Consider the following 21,725-nt stretch of genomic DNA (forward strand, 5'->3'; position numbering starts at 1 on the left):
AAACTGTACCCAAAGCCTTACAAAAAAATAACACCAAAAAACAGACCATCAAGGAGCCTTACCGTGAAACGAAAAATTATTGTTGCCTGCGGCGGAGCCGTTGCCACCTCAACCCTGGCAGCAGAAGAAATCAAAGAGTTATGCAAAGCACACGGCATCAAAGTGGATCTCGTGCAGTGCCGCGTGACGGAAATTGAAACCTACATGGACGGCGTCCACCTGATTTGTACCACGGCCAAAGTTGACCGCACGTTCGGCAGCATTCCCGTCGTACATGGGATGCCGTTTATTTCCGGCGTCGGTATGGAAGCTTTGCGCGAACAAATACTGACCCTGCTGCAGGAGTGAGCCATGTTTACCGAAATAATGCGCTACATCCTCGATCTCGGGCCAACCGTCATGTTGCCCGGCGTAATCATCATTTTCTCGCTGATATTAGGGATGAAATTAGGCGATTCGTTTAAATCTGCCATTCACATTGGCATTGGGTTTGTGGGTATCGGGCTGGTCATTGGTCTGATGCTGGATTCCATCGGGCCTGCAGCGAAAGCGATGGCTGAACATTTTGAAATCAATTTACAAGTCGTGGATATCGGCTGGCCGGGATCGTCACCGATGACCTGGGCATCGCAAATTGCGCTGGTTGCTATTCCGATTGCTATCGGTGTGAACATCATTATGTTGCTGACCCGCATGACGCGCGTGGTCAACGTGGATATCTGGAACATCTGGCATATGACCTTCACCGGCGCAATGTTGCATCTCGCGACGGGCTCGTACTGGCTGGGGATCATGGGGGTGGTGGTTCATGCGGCGTTTATCTACAAGCTGGGTGACTGGTTTGCCAAAGATACGCGGGACTTCTTCAATCTCGAAGGTATCGCTATTCCTCACGGCTCCTCGGCCTATCTCGGCCCGATCGCCGTGCTGGTAGATACTCTCATTGATAAAATCCCAGGGCTGAACAAGATCCACTTCAGCGCAGATGATGTCCAGAAACGCTTTGGTCCGTTTGGCGAGCCGGTCACTGTCGGTTTTGTGATGGGCCTTATCATCGGTTATCTCGCCGGATATGACATCAAGGGCGTATTACAGCTGGCAGTCAAAACCGCGGCGGTCATGTTGCTGATGCCACGGGTGATCAAACCCATCATGGACGGTTTAACGCCAATTGCACGCCATGCCCGTACCCGCCTGCAGGCGCGCTTTGGAGGACAGGAGTTCCTGATTGGTCTGGATCCGGCGCTGTTACTCGGTCATACCGCCGTCGTCTCAGCCAGCCTGATCTTTATCCCGCTGACAATTTTGATCGCCGTGCTGGTTCCGGGAAATCAGGTGCTTCCGTTTGGGGACCTCGCCACCATCGGTTTCTTTGTCGCCATCGCCGTTGCTGTACATCAGGGCAACCTGTTCCGCACGCTGATCTCAGGCTGCATCATCATGAGCATCACGTTGTGGATTGCCACGCAAACTATCGATTTGCACACCCAGCTGGCTGCAAATGCCGGTGCGCTAAGCGCAGGCGGCAGAGTGGCGTCGATGGATCAGGGCGGGTCACCTGTCACCTATCTGTTGATTCAACTTTGCACACTGAAAAACGTTGCCGGGCTGAGCATCATCGGCACGCTTTATGCCATTGGAGTATTCCTCACATGGCGTCGTGCCCACAACTTCACCAAAACTGAAAAACTGGCCGCAGCTCAGGCTAACGCGTAAATCTTCATCCGGCGGGGGAATTCCCCCGCCATAAGGAAATCGACTATGAAATCTGTCGTTGTAAATGCTGGCGGGGCGATGACCGTGGAAGAATGCCCGATGCCTGTGCTGAACGCCCCGGATGATGTGCTGGTGCGCATTGCCTATTCCGGCCTCTGTGGATCCGACATTCCACGTATTTTCTCCCAGGGTGCACATTTTTATCCCATCACGCTGGGACATGAATTCAGCGGCCACGTGGTCAGTATCGGAAAAGATGTTGATGATATTCAGGAAGGTGATGCTGTGGCTTGCGTGCCGTTATTACCCTGTTTTAAATGTGAAGAATGCCGTAAAGAGGCTTACTCACAGTGTAAGCACTATCAGTTTATTGGGTCACGCCGCGACGGCGGCCACGCAGAGTTTGTCGTGGTTTCCCGTAAAAATTTATTCCGGCTTCCCGAAAGTTCTTCCCTTATTCAGGGCGCATTTTTGGAGCCCATTACCGTCGGCCTGCACGCATTAAAACTCGCGGGGGGATGTGAGGGCAAAGAGGTGATCGTGATTGGAGCAGGCACTATCGGCCAGTTGATCATCCAGGCGGCTGCGGCATCAGGCGCAAAATCCGTGACAGCGATTGATATCAATCAGCAACGCCTGGATCTGGCACTGAGAACCGGTGCCAGCCATGCCTGCAACAGCGCTGAAATGAATGCTGAAGAAATCCGTCAGCATAACCACGAACGTCGCTTTGACCAGTTGATCATTGAAACCGCCGGTACTCCGCAGACCGTGGCACTCTCGCTGGATATAGCCGGGCCCAAAGCGCAGGTCGTTCTGGTCGGTACCTTGCATAAAGAACTGACGCTTAACGTCGCCACCTTCAGCCATATCCTGCGCAAAGAGCTGACGTTGCAGGGCAGCTGGATGAATTACTCTGCGCCGTGGCCAGGCAGTGAATGGCAGCAGGCAACGCAGCTGTTTGCCGAAAACAAATTGAACCTTGAGCCGCTTATCGCGAGCGTTGGCAATCCGCAGGAGTTCGTGGCGGATGTGACTGCACTGGCGGGCAAACCCATGACCGGAAAAATTCTGCTGGATATGACAGGGAGCTGAAGCAATGTATCTCATTTCAAACAGGGAAATGCTGCTGGCGGCACAACGCGAAGGTTATGCGGTGCCAGCCTTTAACGTCCACAATCTCGAAACCGTTCAGGTGGTGGCAGAAACCGCAGCGGCCATGAGCTCGCCAGTGATTCTGGCGGGAACACCGGGAACATTCAGCTATGCGGGAACCGATTATCTGCTGTCGATATGTCAGGAAGCGGCACGCCAATACGGCATTCCGCTGGCGCTGCATCTGGATCATCATGAAGAACAGACCGATATAGAGACAAAAGTCCGGGCGGGGATCCGCTCCGTCATGGTCGATGCTTCCCACCTGCCCCTGGCGCAAAACATCGAAAAGGTCTGCCAGACGGTACGCTTTTGTCACGCATTTGACGCCAGCGTAGAGGCTGAGCTCGGGCGTCTTGGCGGGCAGGAAGACGATCTGGTGGTGGAAGACGGCGACAGCTTTTTCACCGATCCGGTTGTGGCAAAACACTTTGTGGAAACGACCCGTATTGACTCGCTTGCCGTCGCGATCGGTTCTGCTCACGGCTTGTATCAGGGAGAGCCCAAACTGGATTTCACCCGGCTGGGGCAAATTCGCCAGCAGGTCGATATTCCTCTGGTGTTACACGGTGCCTCGGGGATCCCGGAGCATATGATCCATCAGGCGATTGAACTGGGGATCTGTAAAGTCAATGTTGCCACGGAGCTGAAGATCGCCTTTGCCAATGCGGTGAAAGGGTATTTTTCTGAACATCCTGACGCCAACGATCCGCGTAAATACATTGTGCCGGGAAAACGTGCCATGCAGAAAGTGGTCGAGGAGAAGATCAGAATTTGCGGCAGTGCCGGGCGATTATAAATGCCAGCGTTTATAAACCGGCTCACTCAGCGAGCGGGATAAGGAAACAAAGCGGAGAGATTTCTCCGCTTACCAGACTTTTATTATCGCGCCGGTTGCGGTCATCAATACGTTCTGATTTTATGGGTGTTCTTCGAAAGTGAATGGAAACCGCTATGACAACGCTCAACCACTTTGGTCAGCCCATCGGCGATGCCCTGCCCGACTGGCAACCGCGAGAAAAACCGACGCACGTCCAGCTTGATGGCCTCTGGTGCCGCCTTGAGCCACTGAAAAGTGAACGCCACAGTCAGGATTTGTTTAACGCCTGGCATAGCATTGATGACAACCGTGACTGGACTTATTTCTCGGTGGATCGTCCTGCCACGCAGTCAGATTGTGATGCGTTTATTGCTCAGCAGGAGAAAAGCCAGGATCCGCTGTTTTTCGCCGTCATCGACCTCGCCACACAGCGGGCAATCGGCAGCGTTGCTTTGATGCGTATCGATGCCGTCCACGGCGTTGCGGAAATTGGTTGGGTAAACTGGTCGCCGCTGATGAAACGCTCACGTTTTGGCACGGAAGCTATTTACCTGTTGCAACGCTATCTGTTTGAAACCCTTAAATATCGCCGCTGTGAGTGGAAATGTCACAGCCTGAATGAACCGTCAAAACTGGCCGCGGAGCGTTTTGGGTTTCAATACGAAGGGACATTCAGGCAAGCGCTGGTCAACAAAGGTCGCAATCGCGACACTCTCTGGTTCTCGCTGCTCGATCATGAATGGCCGGCGTCGAAAAGCATGTTTGAACAGTGGTTGAGCGCGGAGAATTTCACACCTGAAGGCCAGCAGAAACAGCGACTTGAAGCACTGAGAAAGTAAAACATGTCCCGCATTTTCACTGACGCGGAACATGTGATAGCAAAAGATTATTGCCTGGCGGAAAGCACTGTAATATCTGGCCAGGCGTAAATGATATTGCGTGAACGCCATAGTGGCCCGGCATCGGTATAGCGTCCGGCTTCCCGGCCACCCAGAGCGGCATAAAAACGGATGGCGGATTCGTTGCCCTCTACCACGCCCAGCCCGGCAGCCCGATAGCCCGCTGCCGCGAGATATCGGGCAGCGTCGCTGATTAAACGCTTGCCTATGCCCTGACGTTTAAAATCACCAGAAACATACAGGAATTTAATTTCAGCCATTTCCCCAAATTCAGGATTGGATGAAGCAGACGCCAGACAAAATCCCGCCAGTTTTCCGTCAGCCTCGGCCAGTAAAATGCATTGTGATTCAGCGGGATGTTCAAACTTGTCCTGCCAGAAGATTTTACGACGCGGCACATCGAGCGCGGAAAACGCCTCTGCGGGTGCCAGAGAGCGATAGGTATCACGCCAGATAGCAACGTGTAATGCAGCCAGCGCATCAATATCGGCTGGCTGCGCAAAACGGAATGTTAAAACAGGCACAGGATCCCTCACTTTATCTGGGTAAGTATCGGAAAAATAACGCTCAGGCCAGTATAGTCAGCTTTTTTCCTCGCGCGCCAGCAAACTACGCTTGCGCTCGACGCCCCAGCGATAACCAGAAATATGACCGTCGGTTTTTACCACCCGATGGCAGGGGATCGCCACCGCCAGCACGTTTGCGGCACAGGCTCCGGCCACAGCGCGAACTGACTTGGGTGCGCCAATTTTGCGGGCAATATCCGCGTAACTGGCAGTGGAGCCGACCGGGATCTCGCGCAATGCCTGCCAGACTCGCTGTTGAAATGCCGTGCCGCGAATATCCAGCGGCAGATCCAGCCCCAACTGCGGCGCTTCGATGAAACCAATGACCGAAGCGATACGCTGTTCAAAGTCCGGGTCGCCGCCCAGCAATTCAGCCTGCGGAAAGCGATTTTGCAGCTCAATGATCAATGCCGTCGGGTCATCGCCGAGTAAGATCGCGCAAATCCCTCGCTGGCTTTCAGCGATCAGGATCGCGCCGAGCGAAGATTCTGCAATCGCAAACCAGACGCGCACATCACGCCCACCCGAGCGGAAAGCCTGCGGCGTCATGCCCAGCGTCGCCGCGGACGCCTCATAAAAACGCCCGTCGGAAGAATATCCGGCCGCGTGAATGGCCTCGGTGACCGTAGCCGTATCCGTCAGCTTTTCGCGTACACGGCGCGCACGCTGCGCCTGCTGATACTCTTTCGGCGTCACACCTGTATGGGCTTTGAAAAGACGGTGAAAATGGTAAGCGCTGATGCCAACAGTGCCGGCCAGCTGATCCAGCGTCAGTACGTCTGTCGATGCTTCCAGCAGACGGCAGGCTTGCGCCACACGCTGCGCGTGAAATTGCGCCAGTGAAATCAGCCCCTGGCGACAGCGTTTACAGGGCCTGAAGCCTGCCTGCTCGGCATCTTCAGCACTGTCGAAATAGACAATATTTTCCGCTTTAGGCTGCCGCGACGGGCAGGAAGGCGCGCAGTAAATACCGGTGGTTTTTACCGCGTATACAAATTTGCCATCTGCGCTGGCATCACAGTTAATCACCGCCAGCCAGCGCGGATCCTCACTCTGGATGCTGTCATTGTCGATCGTTACTGACCGGGGAAGGATTTCAGTTTTGCCTGACATTTTTTGCCTCACATTGACTGACTGGATGAACATCAGCATAAACCGGGGATCTGCCGCCTGCCCTCCGGCTCTTGCTTTCTCATTCAGCCATCCCTGCGAACACGCATGACACTCCTGGCCGGTCATGCGTGAGCAGTCGCCATGCAACGTCAGACTGACGGCGGATTACAGGTCTAACGTGCCGTCGATCAGGGTAACGGAATCCCCTCCGATCCAGGGTTCGCCGTCAACGAAAGTGACCGTCACGCGGCCCTCGCGCTGAAGTTTTGTGCCCTGCCGTACACGGTAGGTCTCTGCCATATGTGCGCCATCCGGGAAGTTTGCCGCTTTCAGAACCCTTGCCAGACAGGCATTGGCGCTGCCGGTGACCGGGTCTTCTTTCAGCACACCGTCTTCATCAATAATCGCCCGCACTTCATAATCTGCCGCAACGCTGTCGTCGTGCAAACCGTAAACCGCGATGCCATTAACTCCCAGCTGTTTTTGGAGCTGACTGACGGCTGCTGCATCGGCAGAAATATTCAGGCAATCCTGCGCGCTTTCCATCCGCACCACCAGCCAGATGATGCCCATGTCGACCGTAACCGGCGTCACATCGGCCTGGATTTTGCCCCCGCGCAGTGCGGTCGCCAGCAAGGCGAAGTGCTCTTCTTCCAGCGGTTTGAGCACCGCCGGAGGTGCGGAAAATGCCTGTCCGCCTTCTGCCAGCTGTTTCACCTGCACCAGCCCGACACCGCATTCCTGCACCAGATAGCCTGAGTTCTTTGGTTTCAGCCCGCTTTGCAACAGCGCATACGCCGTGCCGAGAGTCGGGTGCCCGGCGAATGGCAGCTCTTTATCGGTGGTGAAAATCCGCACGCGGTAATCAGCTTCCGGTGACGTAGGTGTGAGCACAAATGCCGTTTCCGCAAGGTTGGTCCAGCGGGCCATGGCGAACATGTCGTCGTCTGTCAGACCTTCGGCATCCAGGATCACAGCCAGCGCATTGCCTTTGAGCGGCTCGGCGGTGAACACATCAACTTGTTTAAAACGGCGCAGGCGGGTCATAGCTAATCCTTTTTAATCATTGAGGAATAAATAGCGAAGTGACTGAGTTTAGGAATATTTCGATAAGTTATCGAGAAAAATGTCAGTCGCCAATGGCTGATCTATGCTTAAGGCACTTTCCAAAACATTTTATAAAACACAAGGAACAGAAAGATGCCCGCGAAGGATTTGATAGGTATTGGCATCGGCCCCTTCAATTTGAGCCTGGCCGCGATGGCAAAAGATACGGAGAAACTCAACACCGCCTTCTTTGATGCAAACCCGGAATTCAGCTGGCACCCTGGCATGTTGTTGCCAACCGCCACCATGCAGACCTATGTCTTACAAGATCTGGTGACCACCGTCGCCCCACGCAGCGAATTTTCCTTCATCAATTATCTGGTGGAACAGAAGAAAATTTACCGCTTTCTGGCAACGGAACAGCTGATCATCAGCCGCGATGAGTTTTCCGATTACCTGCGCTGGGCGTGCGACCGCATCCCCAATTTGCATTTTTCTGCGCCGGTAGAAAGTATCGATTTCGACGATAAGCGGCAGGAGTTTGTGGTGCAGAGTGAAAAAGGCGAGCACCGCGCGCGCAATATTTGTCTCGGCACCGGTCATGCGCCGTGGATCCCTAAAGCGGCCCGCGCGGCGCTGGGGGAGAATTGTTTTCATGCCGCTGAAATTGAACTGCGTGAACCCGATTTCACCGGCAAACGTATTGCCGTGGTCGGTGGCGGGCAAAGTGGTGCCGATATCATTCTCAACGCGCTAAGCGGCCACTGGGGCGAATTCGCCGAGCTGAGCTGGCTGTCGAGACGCCCGAATTTTCAGCCTCTGGATGAATCGATTTTCACCAATGAATACTTCACGCCTGAATATGTGAATTATTTTTATACCCTGCCCGAAGAGGTGCGCGAGCGGGAGATTGCCACGCAAAAACTGCCTTCCGACGGCATCAGTTACCACACGCTGGAAGATATCTATAAGCAGCTTTATCACCGTTTTGACGTCCTGCATCAGCCGCGCAATGTACGTTTACTGCCGCACCGCGCGCTCGATCATATCGCGCGCAATGACGCAGGAGATTTCAGTTTGCAGGCAAGACACGGGCTGGAAAACTGCGAAGAACATTTCAGTGCGGATATTGTGATCCTGGCGACCGGCTATCGCCCCGGTTTACCGGACTATCTCGCGCCCATGCTCGGGAGGATCCCTTACGATCGTGAGCAGCATTTGCCGCTGCAGCCGAATTTCAATCTGCGCTGGGACGGCCCTGAACAGAACCGCATTTACGCGGTCAATGCCGGTATTCACAGCCATGGCAGCGCGGAAGGGCAACTGACGCTGACCGCCTGGCGCTCGGCGAAAATCCTCAATCATCTGCTGGGGGAAGCGCATTACGATTTGCAACCGGTGCCTTCGCTGGTGCAGTGGTGGGCAGGTAAATAGCAGGCACAAAAAAGCGGAGCCACGGCTCCGCTTCTCTCTTACGGCTTAAAAGCTACACGTAGAAATAGATCGCCAGAAAGTGACAGGCGCTCCCGCCGAGCACAAATCCGTGCCAGATGGCGTGACCGTAGCGGATCCTTTCCGAGGCATAGAAAATCACGCCCAGCGTGTACACCACGCCGCCAATCGCCAGCAACCAGACGCCGCCAGGCTGCAGTTTCATCGCCAGCTGATAAATCACCACCAGCGACAACCAGCCCATGGTCAGATAGGTGATCAATGAAAGCACTTCAAACCGGTGGGCGAATACCAGTTTGAAAATCACGCCAAATAGCGCCAGCCCCCAGATCACCGCCATCATCCCTTTTGCCAGCGGGGAATTTAAGCCGACCAGCAGGAACGGCGTGTAAGTTCCGGCAATCAGCAGGTAAATGGCGCAGTGATCCAGCTTTTTAAGCCAGTATTTCGCTTTCTGATGCGGAATGGCGTGATAGAGCGTGGAGGCTAAAAACAGCAAAATCATGCTGCCGCCGTACACGCTGTAACTGGTGATTGCCACGGCGCTGGCGTTATCAGCCAGAGCCTGAGCCAGCAAAAGCACCAGCCCGACAATCCCGAAAACCAAACCAACGCCGTGACTCAGGCTGTTGGCAATCTCTTCAGCCCACGGATATCCCTGTGGTGATGGAGACGTCTTACCCATACGATGAAAACCCTCGAGGCATAACAATAAAACGGCAGGTTATAAAATATCCTGACCCGCAGAGTAGCTGAGAATGATTCCAGTGTACACCTGTACGCTAAAATGGAGTATTTCCTCCTGTAACAGGCTCTTAGCAGGATCATCATTTCAGGAGGCTCATCACCGGAGCCCCTTCAATTCATTCACTTTGTTTATAATCCCTCCCTATTACATTCTTCAGATGACGGATTATTCCGCACCCAAAAACATGATTTTTTGTCATCAAGGGATTAAGGTGTACCGGAAATCTCTGATAACGCCATTAACAATGCCGTCAATATGACTAAGGTTTGACCATGTCTGTAGCAACTTCCCCGCTGAATTTCGGCGCCATGACCGACGTTTTTCAGTTCCTGATGGAAATCGACAAGCTGAAAAGCGTGCAGCGTCGCACCAAAGTGTTAGGCACCGATCGTCAGGAAAACTCCGCGGAACACAGCTGGCATTTCGCCGTGGCAGCGATGTCTCTGGCGCCTTATGCGCCACAAGACGTTGATATTAACAAGGTCATTCGTATGGCATTGATCCACGATATCGTCGAAATCGATGCCGGTGATGTGCTGGTTTACGATCTCGCTGCCCGCGCGGCGGTTCGCGATCAGGAAATCATTGCCGCAAAACGCCTGTTCGGCCTGCTGCCTGCGCCGCTAAATACGCAGTTCCTGGCGTTATGGAATGAATACGAAGCGGGCGAAACCGCAGAAGCGCGCTTTGCGCTGGTGATCGACCGCGTGATGCCGATGGTCATGAACCTGAGTAATCAGGGCCAAAGCTGGGTGGAAAATAATATCCGTCTGGAGCAGGTGTTAGCGCGTAATGCCTTTATCGCCGATATCCATCCTGAACTGTGGCAGCACATCCGCGGCCATCTGGATAACGCCCATCAGCAAGGCTGGCTGAAGTAATAAAACCTTCCCCTCGTGAGAGGGGAAGGCGCAAGACCAACTACTTCGGCACGGCCAGCGACGTCGATTCCACGTAAGGTTTCATGAGTGTATCGGCGTCTTTCTGTGCCTGTGCGGCTGCGGCTTCCGGCGTGACTTTCTCGTCATTCACCAGTGCCGCCAGCTGATTTTCCATCGCCTGACGCACTGCCACGGTTTCATAGGTCGAATACCACGGATAGGCGTATTTCAGCTGTTCCAGCGCAATCGCCGCTCGCGGGTCTTTCGCCAGATAGTCCTTCATTTCCGGTGTGTCATAAGACGCCATGCGCGGTGAAAAATAGCCCGTAAATCGGCTCCAGACGCCGTTCACTTTCGGGCTGACCAGATATTGCAGGAAGGTGTAAGCCGCTTTTTTCTGCCCGTCAGAAATGCCTTTAAAGCTCACCAGACTCGCTCCGCCGATGGTCACGCCGTTGCGCACTTTAGCGGGCATCATCGCCACGCCCAGTTCGAAATCTTTGGTGTTTTCACGCATAAAGCCCAGCGCCCCGGTGCTGAGCATGGTCATGCCGAGTTTACCGGAGAAGAACGCCGCGCTGATTTGTTTAGAATTGAGCACGCCCGACGGCATCACTTTGTCGCGATACACCAGATTCTGCCAGAAGTGCAGCGCGCCCAGCGTGGACGGTTTGTCGTAATACACTTCGCCCGGATAATCGGCGTTGTAATACTGGCCGCCGTTGGCACGGGTCAGCGCGGATAAAATCCAGGCGCCGTAGTCATCGTTAGTCGATGGCAACATGATGCCCCACTGCCCTTTTGCCGCATCCGTCAGCTTTTTCGAGTCTTCCAGCAATTCATCCCAGTCTTTCGGCGGCGCGGTAATGCCCGCTTTGGCGAACATGTCTTTGTTGTAATAGAGGATTGGCGTCGAGTTATGGAACGGGATCGCGTACGTCACGCCGTTAAGCTGGGCGTTCTGGCGCATGGCGGGCCAGAAGTTTTGCGTCAGGAACGGCGTGGCTTTCTGATCGCCGAATCTGAACAGTTCGTCCATCGGCAGAATTTCGTTTTTGATCGCCAGATCCGCCGTGAAGTTGGCGGACATGATCACCAGTGCCGGAGGCTGACCGGATTTGGCCGCCGCTTCGGCTTTGACTTTGGTGGTGTCGTAGTTGCCGGTGAAAATCCCGCGCACCTCGATATCCGTTTGTGACTGGTTGAACTCTTTGATAACGCGGGTCATTTCCATGGTCAGCTTGCCGTCAACCGGCGCAGGGAACATGAAATCGATATTTTCTTTGGCGGACGCCGTGCCTGCGGCAATGAAGCCGATGGCGAGCGCCAGCGCATGAGTTTTACGCATGAAGGTGATTCTCCTGGTGCAGATTCTGCTGGTTTTGGCCTGAAAAAAGATGAAGGTCGTGCAAAGAGAAATACAAGGTGATGCGGTCGCCGGGTTGCGGAATGTCCCGGCTGTTTTCCCGCAGCTGGTTTTTACGAACATAACGAATTTTGCCAAGCGACGTGTCGGCGTGGCACAGATACTCCGCGCCGAGCAGTTCGCGGTAGGTCAGCGTCGCCTGCAATTGCAGACTTTCGCCTTCCAACGGCCGGTCGCTGATGTGTTCGGGTCTGATGCCCAGATACACGTCAGCAAGCGCCTGCGCATGTTCCGTCTGCGGCAGACGTACCGGCTGGTTTTCGACTGTCAGCACGCCAGCGGCGCACGGCAGCAAAAACAGATTCATCGACGGCGTGCCGATAAATCCGGCGACAAACAGGTTGGCTGGATGCGCGTAAAGCGTTTCCGGTGCGCCGATTTGTTGCAGATGGCCTTTATCCAGCACGGCGATCCTGTCCGCCATGGTCATGGCTTCCATCTGATCGTGCGTGACGTAAACGGTGCTGGTTTTCAGCTGCTGGTGCAGCTGCATGATGCCGTCGCGCACCTCCGTACGCAGCCGTGCATCGAGATTGGACAGCGGTTCATCCATCAGAAACAGCTTCGGATCGCGCACAATGGCGCGCGCCATTGCCACACGCTGGCGCTGCCCGCCGGAGAGTTTGCCCGGTTTGCGTTTAAGCAGCGGCTCCAGCTGCAAGAGTCCGGCCACGCGATCCACACGCGCCTGATGCTGATCTTTCGGTTCGTTGCGCATGCGCATACCGAACGTGATGTTTTGCTCGACGGTCATGTGCGGGAACAGCGCGTAGTTCTGGAAGATCATCGAGAAATTACGTTCGCGCGGCGGCAGCGCAGAGATGTCATTGCCGTCGAGCATAATGCGCCCGTCGCTGACCTCTTCCAGCCCCGCCAGCAGACGCAGCAGGGTGCTTTTTCCGCAACCCGACGGCCCGACCAGCACCAGAAATTCGCCGTCGGCGATCTCCAGCGACAGCTGATTCACCGCCGTGCTGCCTTCAAACTGTTTGGTGATATTTTCCAGACGAATGCCAGACATCATTGATCATCCACCGGGCAACTGATTTGCGCGTCGTAAAGATACGGCCCCGGATACTGCGACAGCGGGTGCAGATAGCTGACCAGCCCGGTTTGATCCACCAGACGGTGCATGACGCAGGCCGCCGGTTCGAGGTTATAAAACGGCGCCGGATTGTGGTGGTAATACGGCACCTGATGCACCGTGCCGGGAATGGTAGTGATGATTGCCTGTTTGTACTGGGTGAAAATCAGGCGGTGCGTGTGGCCGCAGAACACGCGAACCAGCGACGGGAAGCGGTCGATCAGCGCCAGCAACTGGTCGCCGTTTTCGCAGGAAATGGCGTCCATCTGCGCCGAACCAACTTTCACCGGCGGATGGTGCATAAACACCGCCGTCGGTTTATCACCGCCCTGCTCCAGCTGACCTTCCAGCCACGCCAGCGTTTCCAGCGTCAGGAATCCTTTCGATTCTCCCGCCAGGCTGGAATCGACAAACAGCAGGCGCATCGCGAAATCATCGATGGCGTAACGCATATTCTGCGGGTCGGTGCCGAGCTGCGGACACAACGGATGCAGCGCTTCCAGAAACTGGGCTTTGTCGTCGTGGTTACCGGGAATGATAAACAGCGGATAACGCAGATTACCCAGCGTGCGGCGTGCCACCTCATATTCCTGCGGCAGACCGCAGTTGACGATATCGCCGGTGATCACCACCGCATCCGGTTGTTCTTCCAGCGCATTCAGCTGGCTGACGACTTCGGCGTTACAGCCGTTCACATCGATAAAGTCATACAGTTTGCGGCCTTGGCTGCGAAAGTGCATGTCAGAAATCTGAGCTAAAAACATGGATGACTCCTTTATTTGATCCCGGAAAAGCCGAAACTTTTCAGGAACTGTTTCTGAAAAATAATGAACGCCAGCATCAGCGGCAGGCACACCATCAGCGTTCCGGCGGTGATTAAGCCCCACTGCCCGCCCGATTCCGCGCCCATCGCGAAAGACACCAGCCCGACGGTCAGCACCTGTTTGTCCGGATCGTTAAGCACCATCAGCGGCCAGAGATATTCATTCCAGTGATAGGTAATGCTGACGGTGGCAAAGGCGAGAATGGCGGGCCACGACATCGGGATCAGTACGCGGAACACCACCTGCCACCAGCGGCAACCTTCCATCAGCGCGGCTTCTTCGATTTCACGGGGAATACTGAGAAACGCCTGACGCATCAGAAACACGCCAAACGCCGACGCGAAGTACGGCATCATCACGCCGGTCAATGTGTTGAGCAGGCCGAACTGTTTGAGGATCATCATGTTCGGCACCATCATGATGACCGGCATGATCATCAGCTGGATCAGCAGCAGGTAGAACAGCGTCTGTTTGCCGCGAAATTCGTGATACGCGAACACGTAACCGGCGGTGGTGATGGTCACCAGCTGAACCAGAAAGGTGCCGAAGGAAAAGAAGATCGTGTTGGCGTAAAGCCGCAGCCAGTCGGCGCTGTCCCACGCATCGCGGAAGTTTTGCAGCGTCAGCGGGAAGCGCGGCAGCAGCGAGGCCATGTCCGGCGAAAAACTGCTTTCGCTGAACGCCGAAGACAACATCCACAGGAAAGGCGCCATCCACAAAAAGGCCGCGCACAGCAGTAAAACCGGCAGCGTCGAACGACGCGCACCGCGCAATAACATCGACGGCGAACGTGCAGCCGCCCGCGATTTTTTGCCGGTCATCACCGGCACTTCAGACGTTTCAACGCTCATAGTGCGCCCCTCTTTCCAGCACCCGCAGGTTCAGCATCGAAAAACCAAACAGCAACACCAGCGTCAGGAAGGTCGCCGCCGAGGCTTTGCCTAAATCGTGGGTGTCATTGGCCAGACTCTGGATGTAATACAGCAGCACGGTGGTGGCGTTATTCGGTCCGCCCTGCGTCATCACCGCGACGTGGTCGATCTGCGTAATGGAATAAATCAGCGCGATGGTGACCACAAAGCTGATGGTCGGGCGCAGCAGCGGCAGCGTAATGTAGAAGAAAACCTGCGGACGCGACGCCCCTTCCATCAGCGCGGCTTCGCGGGCTGAGGCCGGGATTGACTGCAATCCTGCGAGGAAAAACAGCATGTAATAACCGGCGAATTTCCACACGCCAATCACGCTCAGCGCAATCAGCGCACTGTTGCTCATGCCGAGATAATTGTTATTCATCGGCCCGAACACTTTCGCCAGGGTGTAATCCAGCAGCCCCATGCCGGGCATGAAAATGAACAGCCACAAGGTGGCGGCGCTGACCAGCGGGATAATCATCGGGAAGAAAAATGCGGTACGCAGCCAGCGGTTCAGCGAAGTGTTTTCCCACAGCGCCACCGCCAGCAGCAGCGCCAGCACGATACCGGGCACGACGGTCATCAGGATGTAGGCGAGGTTATTAAGCAGCGCACGCCAGAACACCGAATCCTGAATCAGACGCAGATAGTTTTGCAGGCCGACAAACGGCGGGGCATCCGACGACAGACGGCTGTCAAACAGGCTGTCCGTCGCTGACTGAAATAAGGGGTAATAGGTGAATAAAAACAGAAAAATCAGCGTCGGCAGCAAAATCAGGTAGGGGAACAACATGCGGCGCATTACAGGATACCGGTCAGCGAATTAAGGTGCCTATCCTGTCCTGAATTTATGTCAGTCACATGGCGGGAATGTGATGGTTATTTGAATGAAAAATAAGCGAATGTTACTGAACAAAATTGAGCGGGGTGTGCTGCCAGAACGGCAAAAACGGGGGCCCGAAATGCAATCGGCTCCCTCCCCGTGAAAGGGAGAGAGCCGACGGAAATCTTACTCGTAATCTGACATCGGTACGCAGGAACAGAACAGGTTTCTGTCCCCGTACACGTCATCAAGACGTTTCACGGTCGGCCAGTATTTGTTGTCGTAACCGGCCGGGAATACCGCCACTTCGCGGGTGTACGGGTGGTTCCAGTCGCTGACCAGCTCGTTCTGCACGTGCGGTGCATTCACCAGCGGGTTGTCTTCCAGCGGCCATTCGCCTTTCGCCACGCGGTCGATTTCGCTGCGAATTGCCAGCAACGCATCGATAAAGCGATCCAGTTCCACTTTGCTTTCAGATTCGGTTGGCTCAACCATCAGCGTACCGGCCACCGGGAAGGACATGGTCGGGGCGTGGAATCCGTAGTCGATCAGGCGTTTGGCGATATCCATTTCACTGATGCCGGTGGTTTCTTTCAGCGGACGAATATCCAGAATACATTCGTGCGCCACACGGCCATCACGGCCGGTATACAGCACCGGATACGCGTCTTTCAGACGGGTGGCGATGTAGTTCGCATTCAGGATAGCGACCTGGCTGGCTTGTTTCAGGCCTTCCGCGCCCATCATGCGGATGTACATCCAGCTGATAGGCAGGATGGATGCGCTGCCGAACGGAGCCGCAGAAACCGCGCCGTTTTGCGTCAGTACGCCGTCAATCTGCACCACACTGTGACCCGGAACAAACGGAGCCAGATGGGATTTCACGCCAATCGGACCCATGCCTGGGCCGCCGCCGCCGTGCGGGATACAGAAGGTTTTATGCAGGTTAAGGTGCGAAACGTCCGCGCCGATGTAACCCGGCGTGGTAATGCCGACCTGTGCGTTCATGTTCGCGCCGTCGAGGTAAACCTGACCGCCGTACTGATGCACAATCTGGCAAACTTCGCGGATGGTTTCTTCGTAAACGCCGTGCGTTGACGGGTACGTCACCATGATACAAGAGAGCTCATCGCCCGCTTTCGCGGCTTTCTCACGCAGGTCACTCAGGTCGATGTTGCCCTGTTTGTCACAAGCCACTACCACCACAGTCATGCTCGCCATCTGCGCGGATGCCGGGTTGGTCCCGTGCGCGGAGCTTGGGATCAGACAGATATGGCGGCTGCTTTCGTTACGGCTTTCGTGGTAGCGACGAATCGCCAGCAGACCGGCATATTCGCCCTGCGCACCCGAGTTTGGCTGCATACACACCGCGTCGTAACCGGTGAGCTGAACCAGCCATTGTGACAACTGACCAATCATTTGCTGATAGCCGCCAGCCTGTTCTGTCGGGCAGAACGGGTGCAGATCCGCGAATTCCGGCCAGGTAATCGGGATCATTTCGGCCGCAGCATTCAGTTTCATGGTGCAGGAACCCAGCGGGATCATCGCCTGATTCAGCGCCAGATCCTTTTTCTCCAGACGGTGCATATAACGCATCATCTCGGTTTCGCTGTGGTACTGATTGAATACCGGATGCGTCAGGATCGGATCCACACGCAGCATCGCCGCAGGAATCGAGTTGCTGTCGGTGGATACCGCTTTGTCCAGCTTATCGATATCCAGACCGTTGTCGTCACCCAGCAGGGCGGCGAACAGGATTTGCACATCTTCACGGGAAGTCGCTTCGTCGAGAGTGATACCCACTGCGCCGTGAATGTCGGTACGCAGGTTCAGGCCGAAGCTCAGCGCGCGTTCCAGCACGGCGGCTTTGTCTTTCACTTCCACGGTCAGCGTATCGAACCAGGTGTTGTGGCGCAGCGTCAGGCCGCCCTGTTTCAGGCCAGTGGCCAGAATGTCGGTCAGACGGTGAATGCGTGAGGCAATGCGTTTCAGGCCTTCAGGGCCGTGGAATACCGCATACAGGCTGGCAATGTTGGCCAGTAACACCTGCGAGGTACAAATGTTGGAGTTGGCTTTTTCGCGGCGGATATGTTGCTCGCGGGTCTGCATCGCCATACGCAGTGCCGTTTTGCCCGCAGCATCACGGGAAACCCCGATGATACGGCCCGGCATGGAACGTTTGAATTCGTCTACACAGGCGAAGAAAGCCGCGTGCGGACCGCCGTAGCCCATCGGCACACCAAAGCGTTGCGCGGAACCAAAGACCACGTCTGCGCCCTGTTTGCCCGGTGCGGCCAGCAGCACCAGTGCCATAATGTCAGCGGCGACGCTGGTAATGATTTTGCGGGATTTCAGTTCGCCCAGCAGCGCGGTGTAATCGTGCACTTCGCCGGTGGTGCCCACCTGCTGTAACAGCACGCCGAACACGCCTTCCAGCTCGAGCACTTTTTCGGCTTTATCGACGATGATGTCAAAACCAAAGGTTTCTGCACGGGTACGCACCACGTCCAGCGTTTGCGGATGCACGTCGTCAGCCACGAAGAAACGGTTAGCGTCTTTCAGTTTGCTGGCACGTTTTGCCAGCGCCATGGCTTCGGCGGCGGCAGTTGCTTCGTCGAGCAAAGAGGCTGAAGCCAGATCCAGACCGGTCAGATCCAGCGTCAGTTGCTGGAAGTTGAGCAACGCTTCAAGACGGCCCTGAGACACTTCCGGCTGATACGGGGTATACGCGGTATACCAGCCCGGATTTTCCAGCATGTTGCGCAGGATAACCGGCGGTGTCAGCACCGCGCTGTAACCCATACCGATGTAGGATTTATAGCGCTGGTTCTGGCTGGCAATGGCTTTCAGCTCAGCCAGCGCCTGATGTTCCGTTACGGCGTCGCCGACGGCCGGTGGCCCCGGCAACTGGATATCGACCGGAACGATCTGCTGGATCAGCGCGTTTAAGGAATCCGCGCCGACCGCTTCCAGCATCTGTTGCTGCTGCTGAGAAGACGGGCCGATATGGCGGCCAATAAAGGCTTCGCTGTGTTCGAGTTGGCTGAGAGTCTGAGTCATTTGCTACGCATTCCTGGAATCTGCTGGAGGTGTCTTGGGATACTGACAAAAGTTACGGGTTTTGATTTGCCCCGCAAGCGGGTTACGGGGCGGTCGTGCAGTCTTGTTTATTCTTCGACAGAGGCGGCATAGGCTTGTGCATCAAGCAGGTTAGCCAGTTCGCTTTCATCTGACGCTTTAATCTGGAACAGGAAACCGGTGCCGTAGGGCTCGCTGTTGACCAGCTCCGGGGAACCTTCCAGTTCGCCGTTAACCGCGACGATTTCGCCGCTGATTGGCGAGTAAATGTCTGAAGCCGCTTTAACGGATTCCGCCACAGCGCAGTCTTCGCCTGCGGCAACTTCACGGCCAACTTCAGGCAGATCAACGAAAACCATGTCACCCAGTAATTCCTGAGCGTGTTCGGTGATGCCTACGGTGTAAACGCCGTTACCTTCTGAACGTACCCACTCGTGGGATGACGCGTATTTCAAATCTGACGGGACATTGCTCATCGATAATCTCCTGAAAACGTTTTAAATTTTTCTTTTTCTGCTCAATTAAATACGTTACTGCACCAGCGGTTTGCCGTTACGGACAAACCCTGGTTTGGTGACTTTTACCGGCATTTCGCGATTGCGGATCTGTACAATGGCCTGTTCGCCAATGCCTGCCGGAACGCGCGCCAGTGCAATACTGTAGCCCAGCGTCGGAGAGAAAGAACCGCTGGTGATCGCGCCCTGATGCGTGTTGCCTGCGGCGTCGGTAAAATGCACCGGCATCTCGTTACGCAATACGCCTTTTTCGGTCAGAACCAGTCCTACAAGCTGTTCGGTGCCCTGCTCGCGCTGTCTTTCCAGTGCGTCACGGCCAATAAAATTGCGGTCTTCCGGTGCCCAGGCGATGGTCCAGCCCATGTTGGCCGCCAGCGGTGAAACGCCTTCGTCCATTTCCTGACCGTAAAGATTCATGCCGGCTTCCAGACGCAGCGTATCGCGCGCGCCCAGACCGGCCGGTTTCACGCCTGCTGCCAGCAGTTTCTGCCAGAAATCAGCCACCTGCTCTTGCGGCAGCGCGATTTCATAACCCGCTTCGCCGGTGTAACCGGTGGTGGCGATGAAGAGATCGCCCGCCTGTACGCCGAAGAAAGGTTTCATGCCCGCGACAGCGTTTTTTTGTTCGGCGCTAAACAAGGTTTCTGCTTTTTCTTTCGCCTGCGGCCCCTGCACGGCAACCAGCGCCAGATCGTCACGCACGGTCAGTTCAACGCCGTAAGGTTCTGTATGCTGCGAAATCCATGCCAGATCTTTCTCACGGGTGGCGGAGTTGACCACCAGGCGGAAATAATCTTCGGTAAGGAAGTAAACAATCAGATCATCGATCACACCGCCGGACGCATTGAGCATGCCGGTGTAAAGCGCTTTGCCCGGTACGGTGAGTTTGGCGACATCGTTTGCCAGCAGGTAACGGAGGAATTCACGGGTACGGGCACCGTGGAGGTCAACAATGGTCATGTGAGAGACGTCAAACATACCGGCATCCTGACGCACAACGTGGTGTTCATCCAGCTGGGAGCCGTAATGCAAAGGCATCATCCAGCCGTGGAAATCGACCATACGCGCGCCGCATGCAACATGTTGTTCATAAAGCTGAGTCTGCTTAACCATCTTATTCCTCATGACGAAAAGGCTGCCTGAAAGTTGAAAATGACAGGGAGCGCAAACGATACCCTTTGTTCGAACTTACCACTGAATAAGCTCACTAACCATAAGTTAAAATAGGTGGAGCAGAAGGAATGTCAGTGATTTCACAAGGGCATTGTGCAGAGTTTTTGACTGGCAAACTGGGGTTTGTGGCGCAAAATCTACAAATAAACATCAAAAGTATCGATGTTATATAACGACAAGGCCGGATTTCTCACCATTTGCAGAATGAGAAATCCGGCCCCGGATTAGAAAATGTAATGGAAAAACCTCGCTGAAATTAGATTATTTCAATCGAAGCGAATCGTCCTGTAACCACTCTGGTAAATCATTCAACCCCATCGCCTGACGGACCAGTTTCGGTTTTACGCCCGGCAGCGAATCCGCCAGTGTCAGGCCAATATCGCGCAGCAGTTTTTTGGCCGGATTATCCCCGGCAAACAGTTCGCGGAAACCCTGCATCCCGGCAAGCATCAGCGCTGCGCTGTGTTTGCGGCGGCGCTCGTAACGGCGCAGGTACATGTGCTGGCCGAAATCTTTGCCTTCTTTTTGCAGGCGTTTGATTTCAGACGCCAGTTCAGCGGCATCCATAAAGCCTAAGTTCACGCCCTGACCGGCCAGCGGATGCACGGTGTGCGCCGCATCGCCGACCAGCGCCAGACGTTGACCGGCAAAGCTGCGGGCATAACGGCCGGTCAGCGGGAAGGTCACGCGCTCGCTTTCTACCGCGCAAACACCCAGGCGCAGGTCAAAGGTGCTGGCGAGAATTTTGTTGAACTCTTCCGGCGCCAGCGCGCTCAGTCGCTGTGCTTCCTCCGGCGATACTGACCAGACGATGGAAGACAAATGCGCATCTGCCAGCGGCAGAAAAGCCAGAATGCCGTCGCCGTGGAAGACCTGGCGTGCAACAGACTGGTGCGGTTCTTCCGTGCGGATGGTCGCCACCAGTGCATGATGACGGTAGTCCCAGAAGGTCAGAGGGATGTCGGCGTGCTGACGCAGCCACGACTGTGCGCCATCTGCGCCGACCACTAACCGCGCGGTGAGCTGGCGATCGTCATTGAGGGTAATGAATGCCTCGTTTTCGCCCCACGCCACATTTTTCAGGGTTGCCGGTGCCAGCAGGGTGATGTCGGAAGATTTTTCCGCACGTTGCCATAAAGCACGGTGGATCACCTGATTTTCAATGATGTGACCGAGATGACTGAAACCATATTCTTCGCCACGAAATGCAATTTTACCGAAGCTGTCGCGATCCCAGACTTCCATCCCCTGATAGGCATTGGCACGCTGAGCAATGATGCTGTCCCAGACGCCAATATATTTAAGCAGGCGTTCACTGGCAGCGTTGATCGCCGAAACCCGTAAACCCGGCTGTTCCGGCAACGGTGAATCGAGATCCGGTTGCTGATTTTCCAGCACAGCAACGCGTAAACCGCTGCCCTGTAAACCACATGCCAGCGCCAGACCGACCATTCCGCCACCGGCGATAACCACATCAAAAGATTGCATAATTTT

At 55.1% G+C, this 21,725-nt stretch carries 20 protein-coding genes; 7 read left to right on the top strand and 13 right to left on the bottom strand.

Going from position 1 to position 21,725, the window contains the following annotated elements; all coding sequences use genetic code 11:
- The first annotated feature begins 63 nt into the window (after positions 1-63).
- The 5 genes from gatB to J1779_RS25005 all read left to right on the top strand — a co-directional run bounded on the left by gatB (position 64) and on the right by J1779_RS25005 (position 4,530).
- Positions 64-348: a PTS galactitol transporter subunit IIB gene (gatB, locus tag J1779_RS24985; RefSeq protein ID WP_217205025.1), complete on the top strand. Its 285-nt coding sequence runs from the start codon at positions 64-66 to the stop codon at positions 346-348.
- Positions 349-351: 3 nt separating this feature from the next.
- Positions 352-1,716: a galactitol-specific PTS transporter subunit IIC gene (locus J1779_RS24990; protein ID WP_056773116.1), complete on the top strand. Its 1,365-nt coding sequence runs from the start codon at positions 352-354 to the stop codon at positions 1,714-1,716.
- A gap of 45 nt (positions 1,717-1,761) precedes the next feature.
- Complete coding sequence (gene gatD / locus J1779_RS24995) at positions 1,762-2,811, top strand: galactitol-1-phosphate 5-dehydrogenase (protein ID WP_217205026.1); 1,050 nt, start codon at positions 1,762-1,764, stop codon at positions 2,809-2,811.
- Positions 2,812-2,815: 4 nt separating this feature from the next.
- A complete protein-coding gene (locus tag J1779_RS25000; RefSeq protein WP_217205027.1) occupies positions 2,816-3,670 on the top strand; it encodes a tagatose bisphosphate family class II aldolase in 855 nt (284 codons plus the stop codon).
- Positions 3,671-3,825: 155 nt separating this feature from the next.
- Positions 3,826-4,530, top strand: coding sequence for a GNAT family N-acetyltransferase (locus J1779_RS25005; RefSeq protein ID WP_056773123.1), 705 nt, complete (start codon positions 3,826-3,828; stop codon positions 4,528-4,530).
- A gap of 47 nt (positions 4,531-4,577) precedes the next feature.
- Here the strand turns inward: J1779_RS25005 and J1779_RS25010 are convergent, their stop codons facing one another.
- From J1779_RS25010 to J1779_RS25020, 3 genes are all read right to left on the bottom strand, one after another.
- Positions 4,578-5,114: a GNAT family N-acetyltransferase gene (locus tag J1779_RS25010; protein WP_217205028.1), complete on the bottom strand. Its 537-nt coding sequence runs from the start codon at positions 5,112-5,114 to the stop codon at positions 4,578-4,580.
- A 57-nt stretch (positions 5,115-5,171) separates the two neighbouring features.
- A complete protein-coding gene (gene ada / locus J1779_RS25015) occupies positions 5,172-6,269 on the bottom strand; it encodes a bifunctional DNA-binding transcriptional regulator/O6-methylguanine-DNA methyltransferase Ada (RefSeq protein ID WP_217205029.1) in 1,098 nt (365 codons plus the stop codon).
- 165 nt (positions 6,270-6,434) lie between these two features.
- A complete protein-coding gene (locus J1779_RS25020; protein ID WP_217205030.1) occupies positions 6,435-7,316 on the bottom strand; it encodes a PhzF family phenazine biosynthesis protein in 882 nt (293 codons plus the stop codon).
- A gap of 153 nt (positions 7,317-7,469) precedes the next feature.
- Here J1779_RS25020 and J1779_RS25025 point away from each other — a divergent pair, with 153 nt between their 5' ends.
- Positions 7,470-8,750 carry a lysine N(6)-hydroxylase/L-ornithine N(5)-oxygenase family protein gene (locus J1779_RS25025; protein WP_217205031.1) on the top strand — a complete coding sequence of 427 codons (1,281 nt, stop codon included), beginning with the start codon at positions 7,470-7,472 and terminating at the stop codon, positions 8,748-8,750.
- Between the two features lie 52 nt (positions 8,751-8,802).
- Here J1779_RS25025 and trhA read toward each other — a convergent pair whose 3' ends face one another.
- On the bottom strand, positions 8,803-9,453 hold the full coding sequence (gene trhA, locus J1779_RS25030) for a PAQR family membrane homeostasis protein TrhA (RefSeq protein WP_056773133.1): 651 nt from the start codon (positions 9,451-9,453) through the stop codon (positions 8,803-8,805).
- A gap of 335 nt (positions 9,454-9,788) precedes the next feature.
- On the opposite strand from trhA, the gene J1779_RS25035 reads away from it, so the two are divergent.
- Positions 9,789-10,397 (top strand): HD domain-containing protein, encoded by a 609-nt coding sequence (locus J1779_RS25035; protein WP_217205032.1) that lies wholly within the window; start codon positions 9,789-9,791, stop codon positions 10,395-10,397.
- Positions 10,398-10,437: 40 nt separating this feature from the next.
- Here the strand turns inward: J1779_RS25035 and J1779_RS25040 are convergent, their stop codons facing one another.
- The 9 genes from J1779_RS25040 to ubiI all read right to left on the bottom strand — a co-directional run bounded on the left by J1779_RS25040 (position 10,438) and on the right by ubiI (position 21,719).
- Complete coding sequence (locus tag J1779_RS25040) at positions 10,438-11,745, bottom strand: ABC transporter substrate-binding protein (protein WP_217205033.1); 1,308 nt, start codon at positions 11,743-11,745, stop codon at positions 10,438-10,440.
- Positions 11,738-12,844: an ABC transporter ATP-binding protein gene (locus tag J1779_RS25045; protein ID WP_217205064.1), complete on the bottom strand. Its 1,107-nt coding sequence runs from the start codon at positions 12,842-12,844 to the stop codon at positions 11,738-11,740. Before J1779_RS25045 ends, J1779_RS25040 begins: the two co-directional genes overlap by 8 nt.
- Positions 12,844-13,671 carry a phosphodiesterase gene (locus J1779_RS25050; protein ID WP_122096057.1) on the bottom strand — a complete coding sequence of 276 codons (828 nt, stop codon included), beginning with the start codon at positions 13,669-13,671 and terminating at the stop codon, positions 12,844-12,846. The genes J1779_RS25045 and J1779_RS25050 overlap by 1 nt, the downstream gene beginning before the upstream one ends.
- A gap of 11 nt (positions 13,672-13,682) precedes the next feature.
- On the bottom strand, positions 13,683-14,582 hold the full coding sequence (locus J1779_RS25055) for a carbohydrate ABC transporter permease (RefSeq protein WP_122096058.1): 900 nt from the start codon (positions 14,580-14,582) through the stop codon (positions 13,683-13,685).
- Complete coding sequence (locus J1779_RS25060; RefSeq protein ID WP_056773152.1) at positions 14,572-15,444, bottom strand: carbohydrate ABC transporter permease; 873 nt, start codon at positions 15,442-15,444, stop codon at positions 14,572-14,574. Before J1779_RS25060 ends, J1779_RS25055 begins: the two co-directional genes overlap by 11 nt.
- Positions 15,445-15,651: 207 nt before the next feature.
- A complete protein-coding gene (gcvP, locus tag J1779_RS25065; RefSeq protein WP_217205034.1) occupies positions 15,652-18,525 on the bottom strand; it encodes an aminomethyl-transferring glycine dehydrogenase in 2,874 nt (957 codons plus the stop codon).
- A 107-nt stretch (positions 18,526-18,632) separates the two neighbouring features.
- The gene (gcvH, locus tag J1779_RS25070) at positions 18,633-19,019 is read right to left on the bottom strand and encodes a glycine cleavage system protein GcvH (protein WP_217205035.1); all 387 of its coding nucleotides are present in this window, start codon (positions 19,017-19,019) and stop codon (positions 18,633-18,635) included.
- Positions 19,020-19,073: 54 nt separating this feature from the next.
- Complete coding sequence (gcvT, locus tag J1779_RS25075) at positions 19,074-20,171, bottom strand: glycine cleavage system aminomethyltransferase GcvT (protein WP_217205036.1); 1,098 nt, start codon at positions 20,169-20,171, stop codon at positions 19,074-19,076.
- A gap of 321 nt (positions 20,172-20,492) precedes the next feature.
- Complete coding sequence (gene ubiI, locus J1779_RS25080; RefSeq protein ID WP_122096062.1) at positions 20,493-21,719, bottom strand: FAD-dependent 2-octaprenylphenol hydroxylase; 1,227 nt, start codon at positions 21,717-21,719, stop codon at positions 20,493-20,495.
- Between the last annotated feature and the right edge of the window lie 6 nt (positions 21,720-21,725).

Origin of the sequence: Rahnella rivi (assembly GCF_019049655.1) — a bacterium.
Classification (GTDB): domain Bacteria; phylum Pseudomonadota; class Gammaproteobacteria; order Enterobacterales; family Enterobacteriaceae; genus Rahnella; species Rahnella rivi.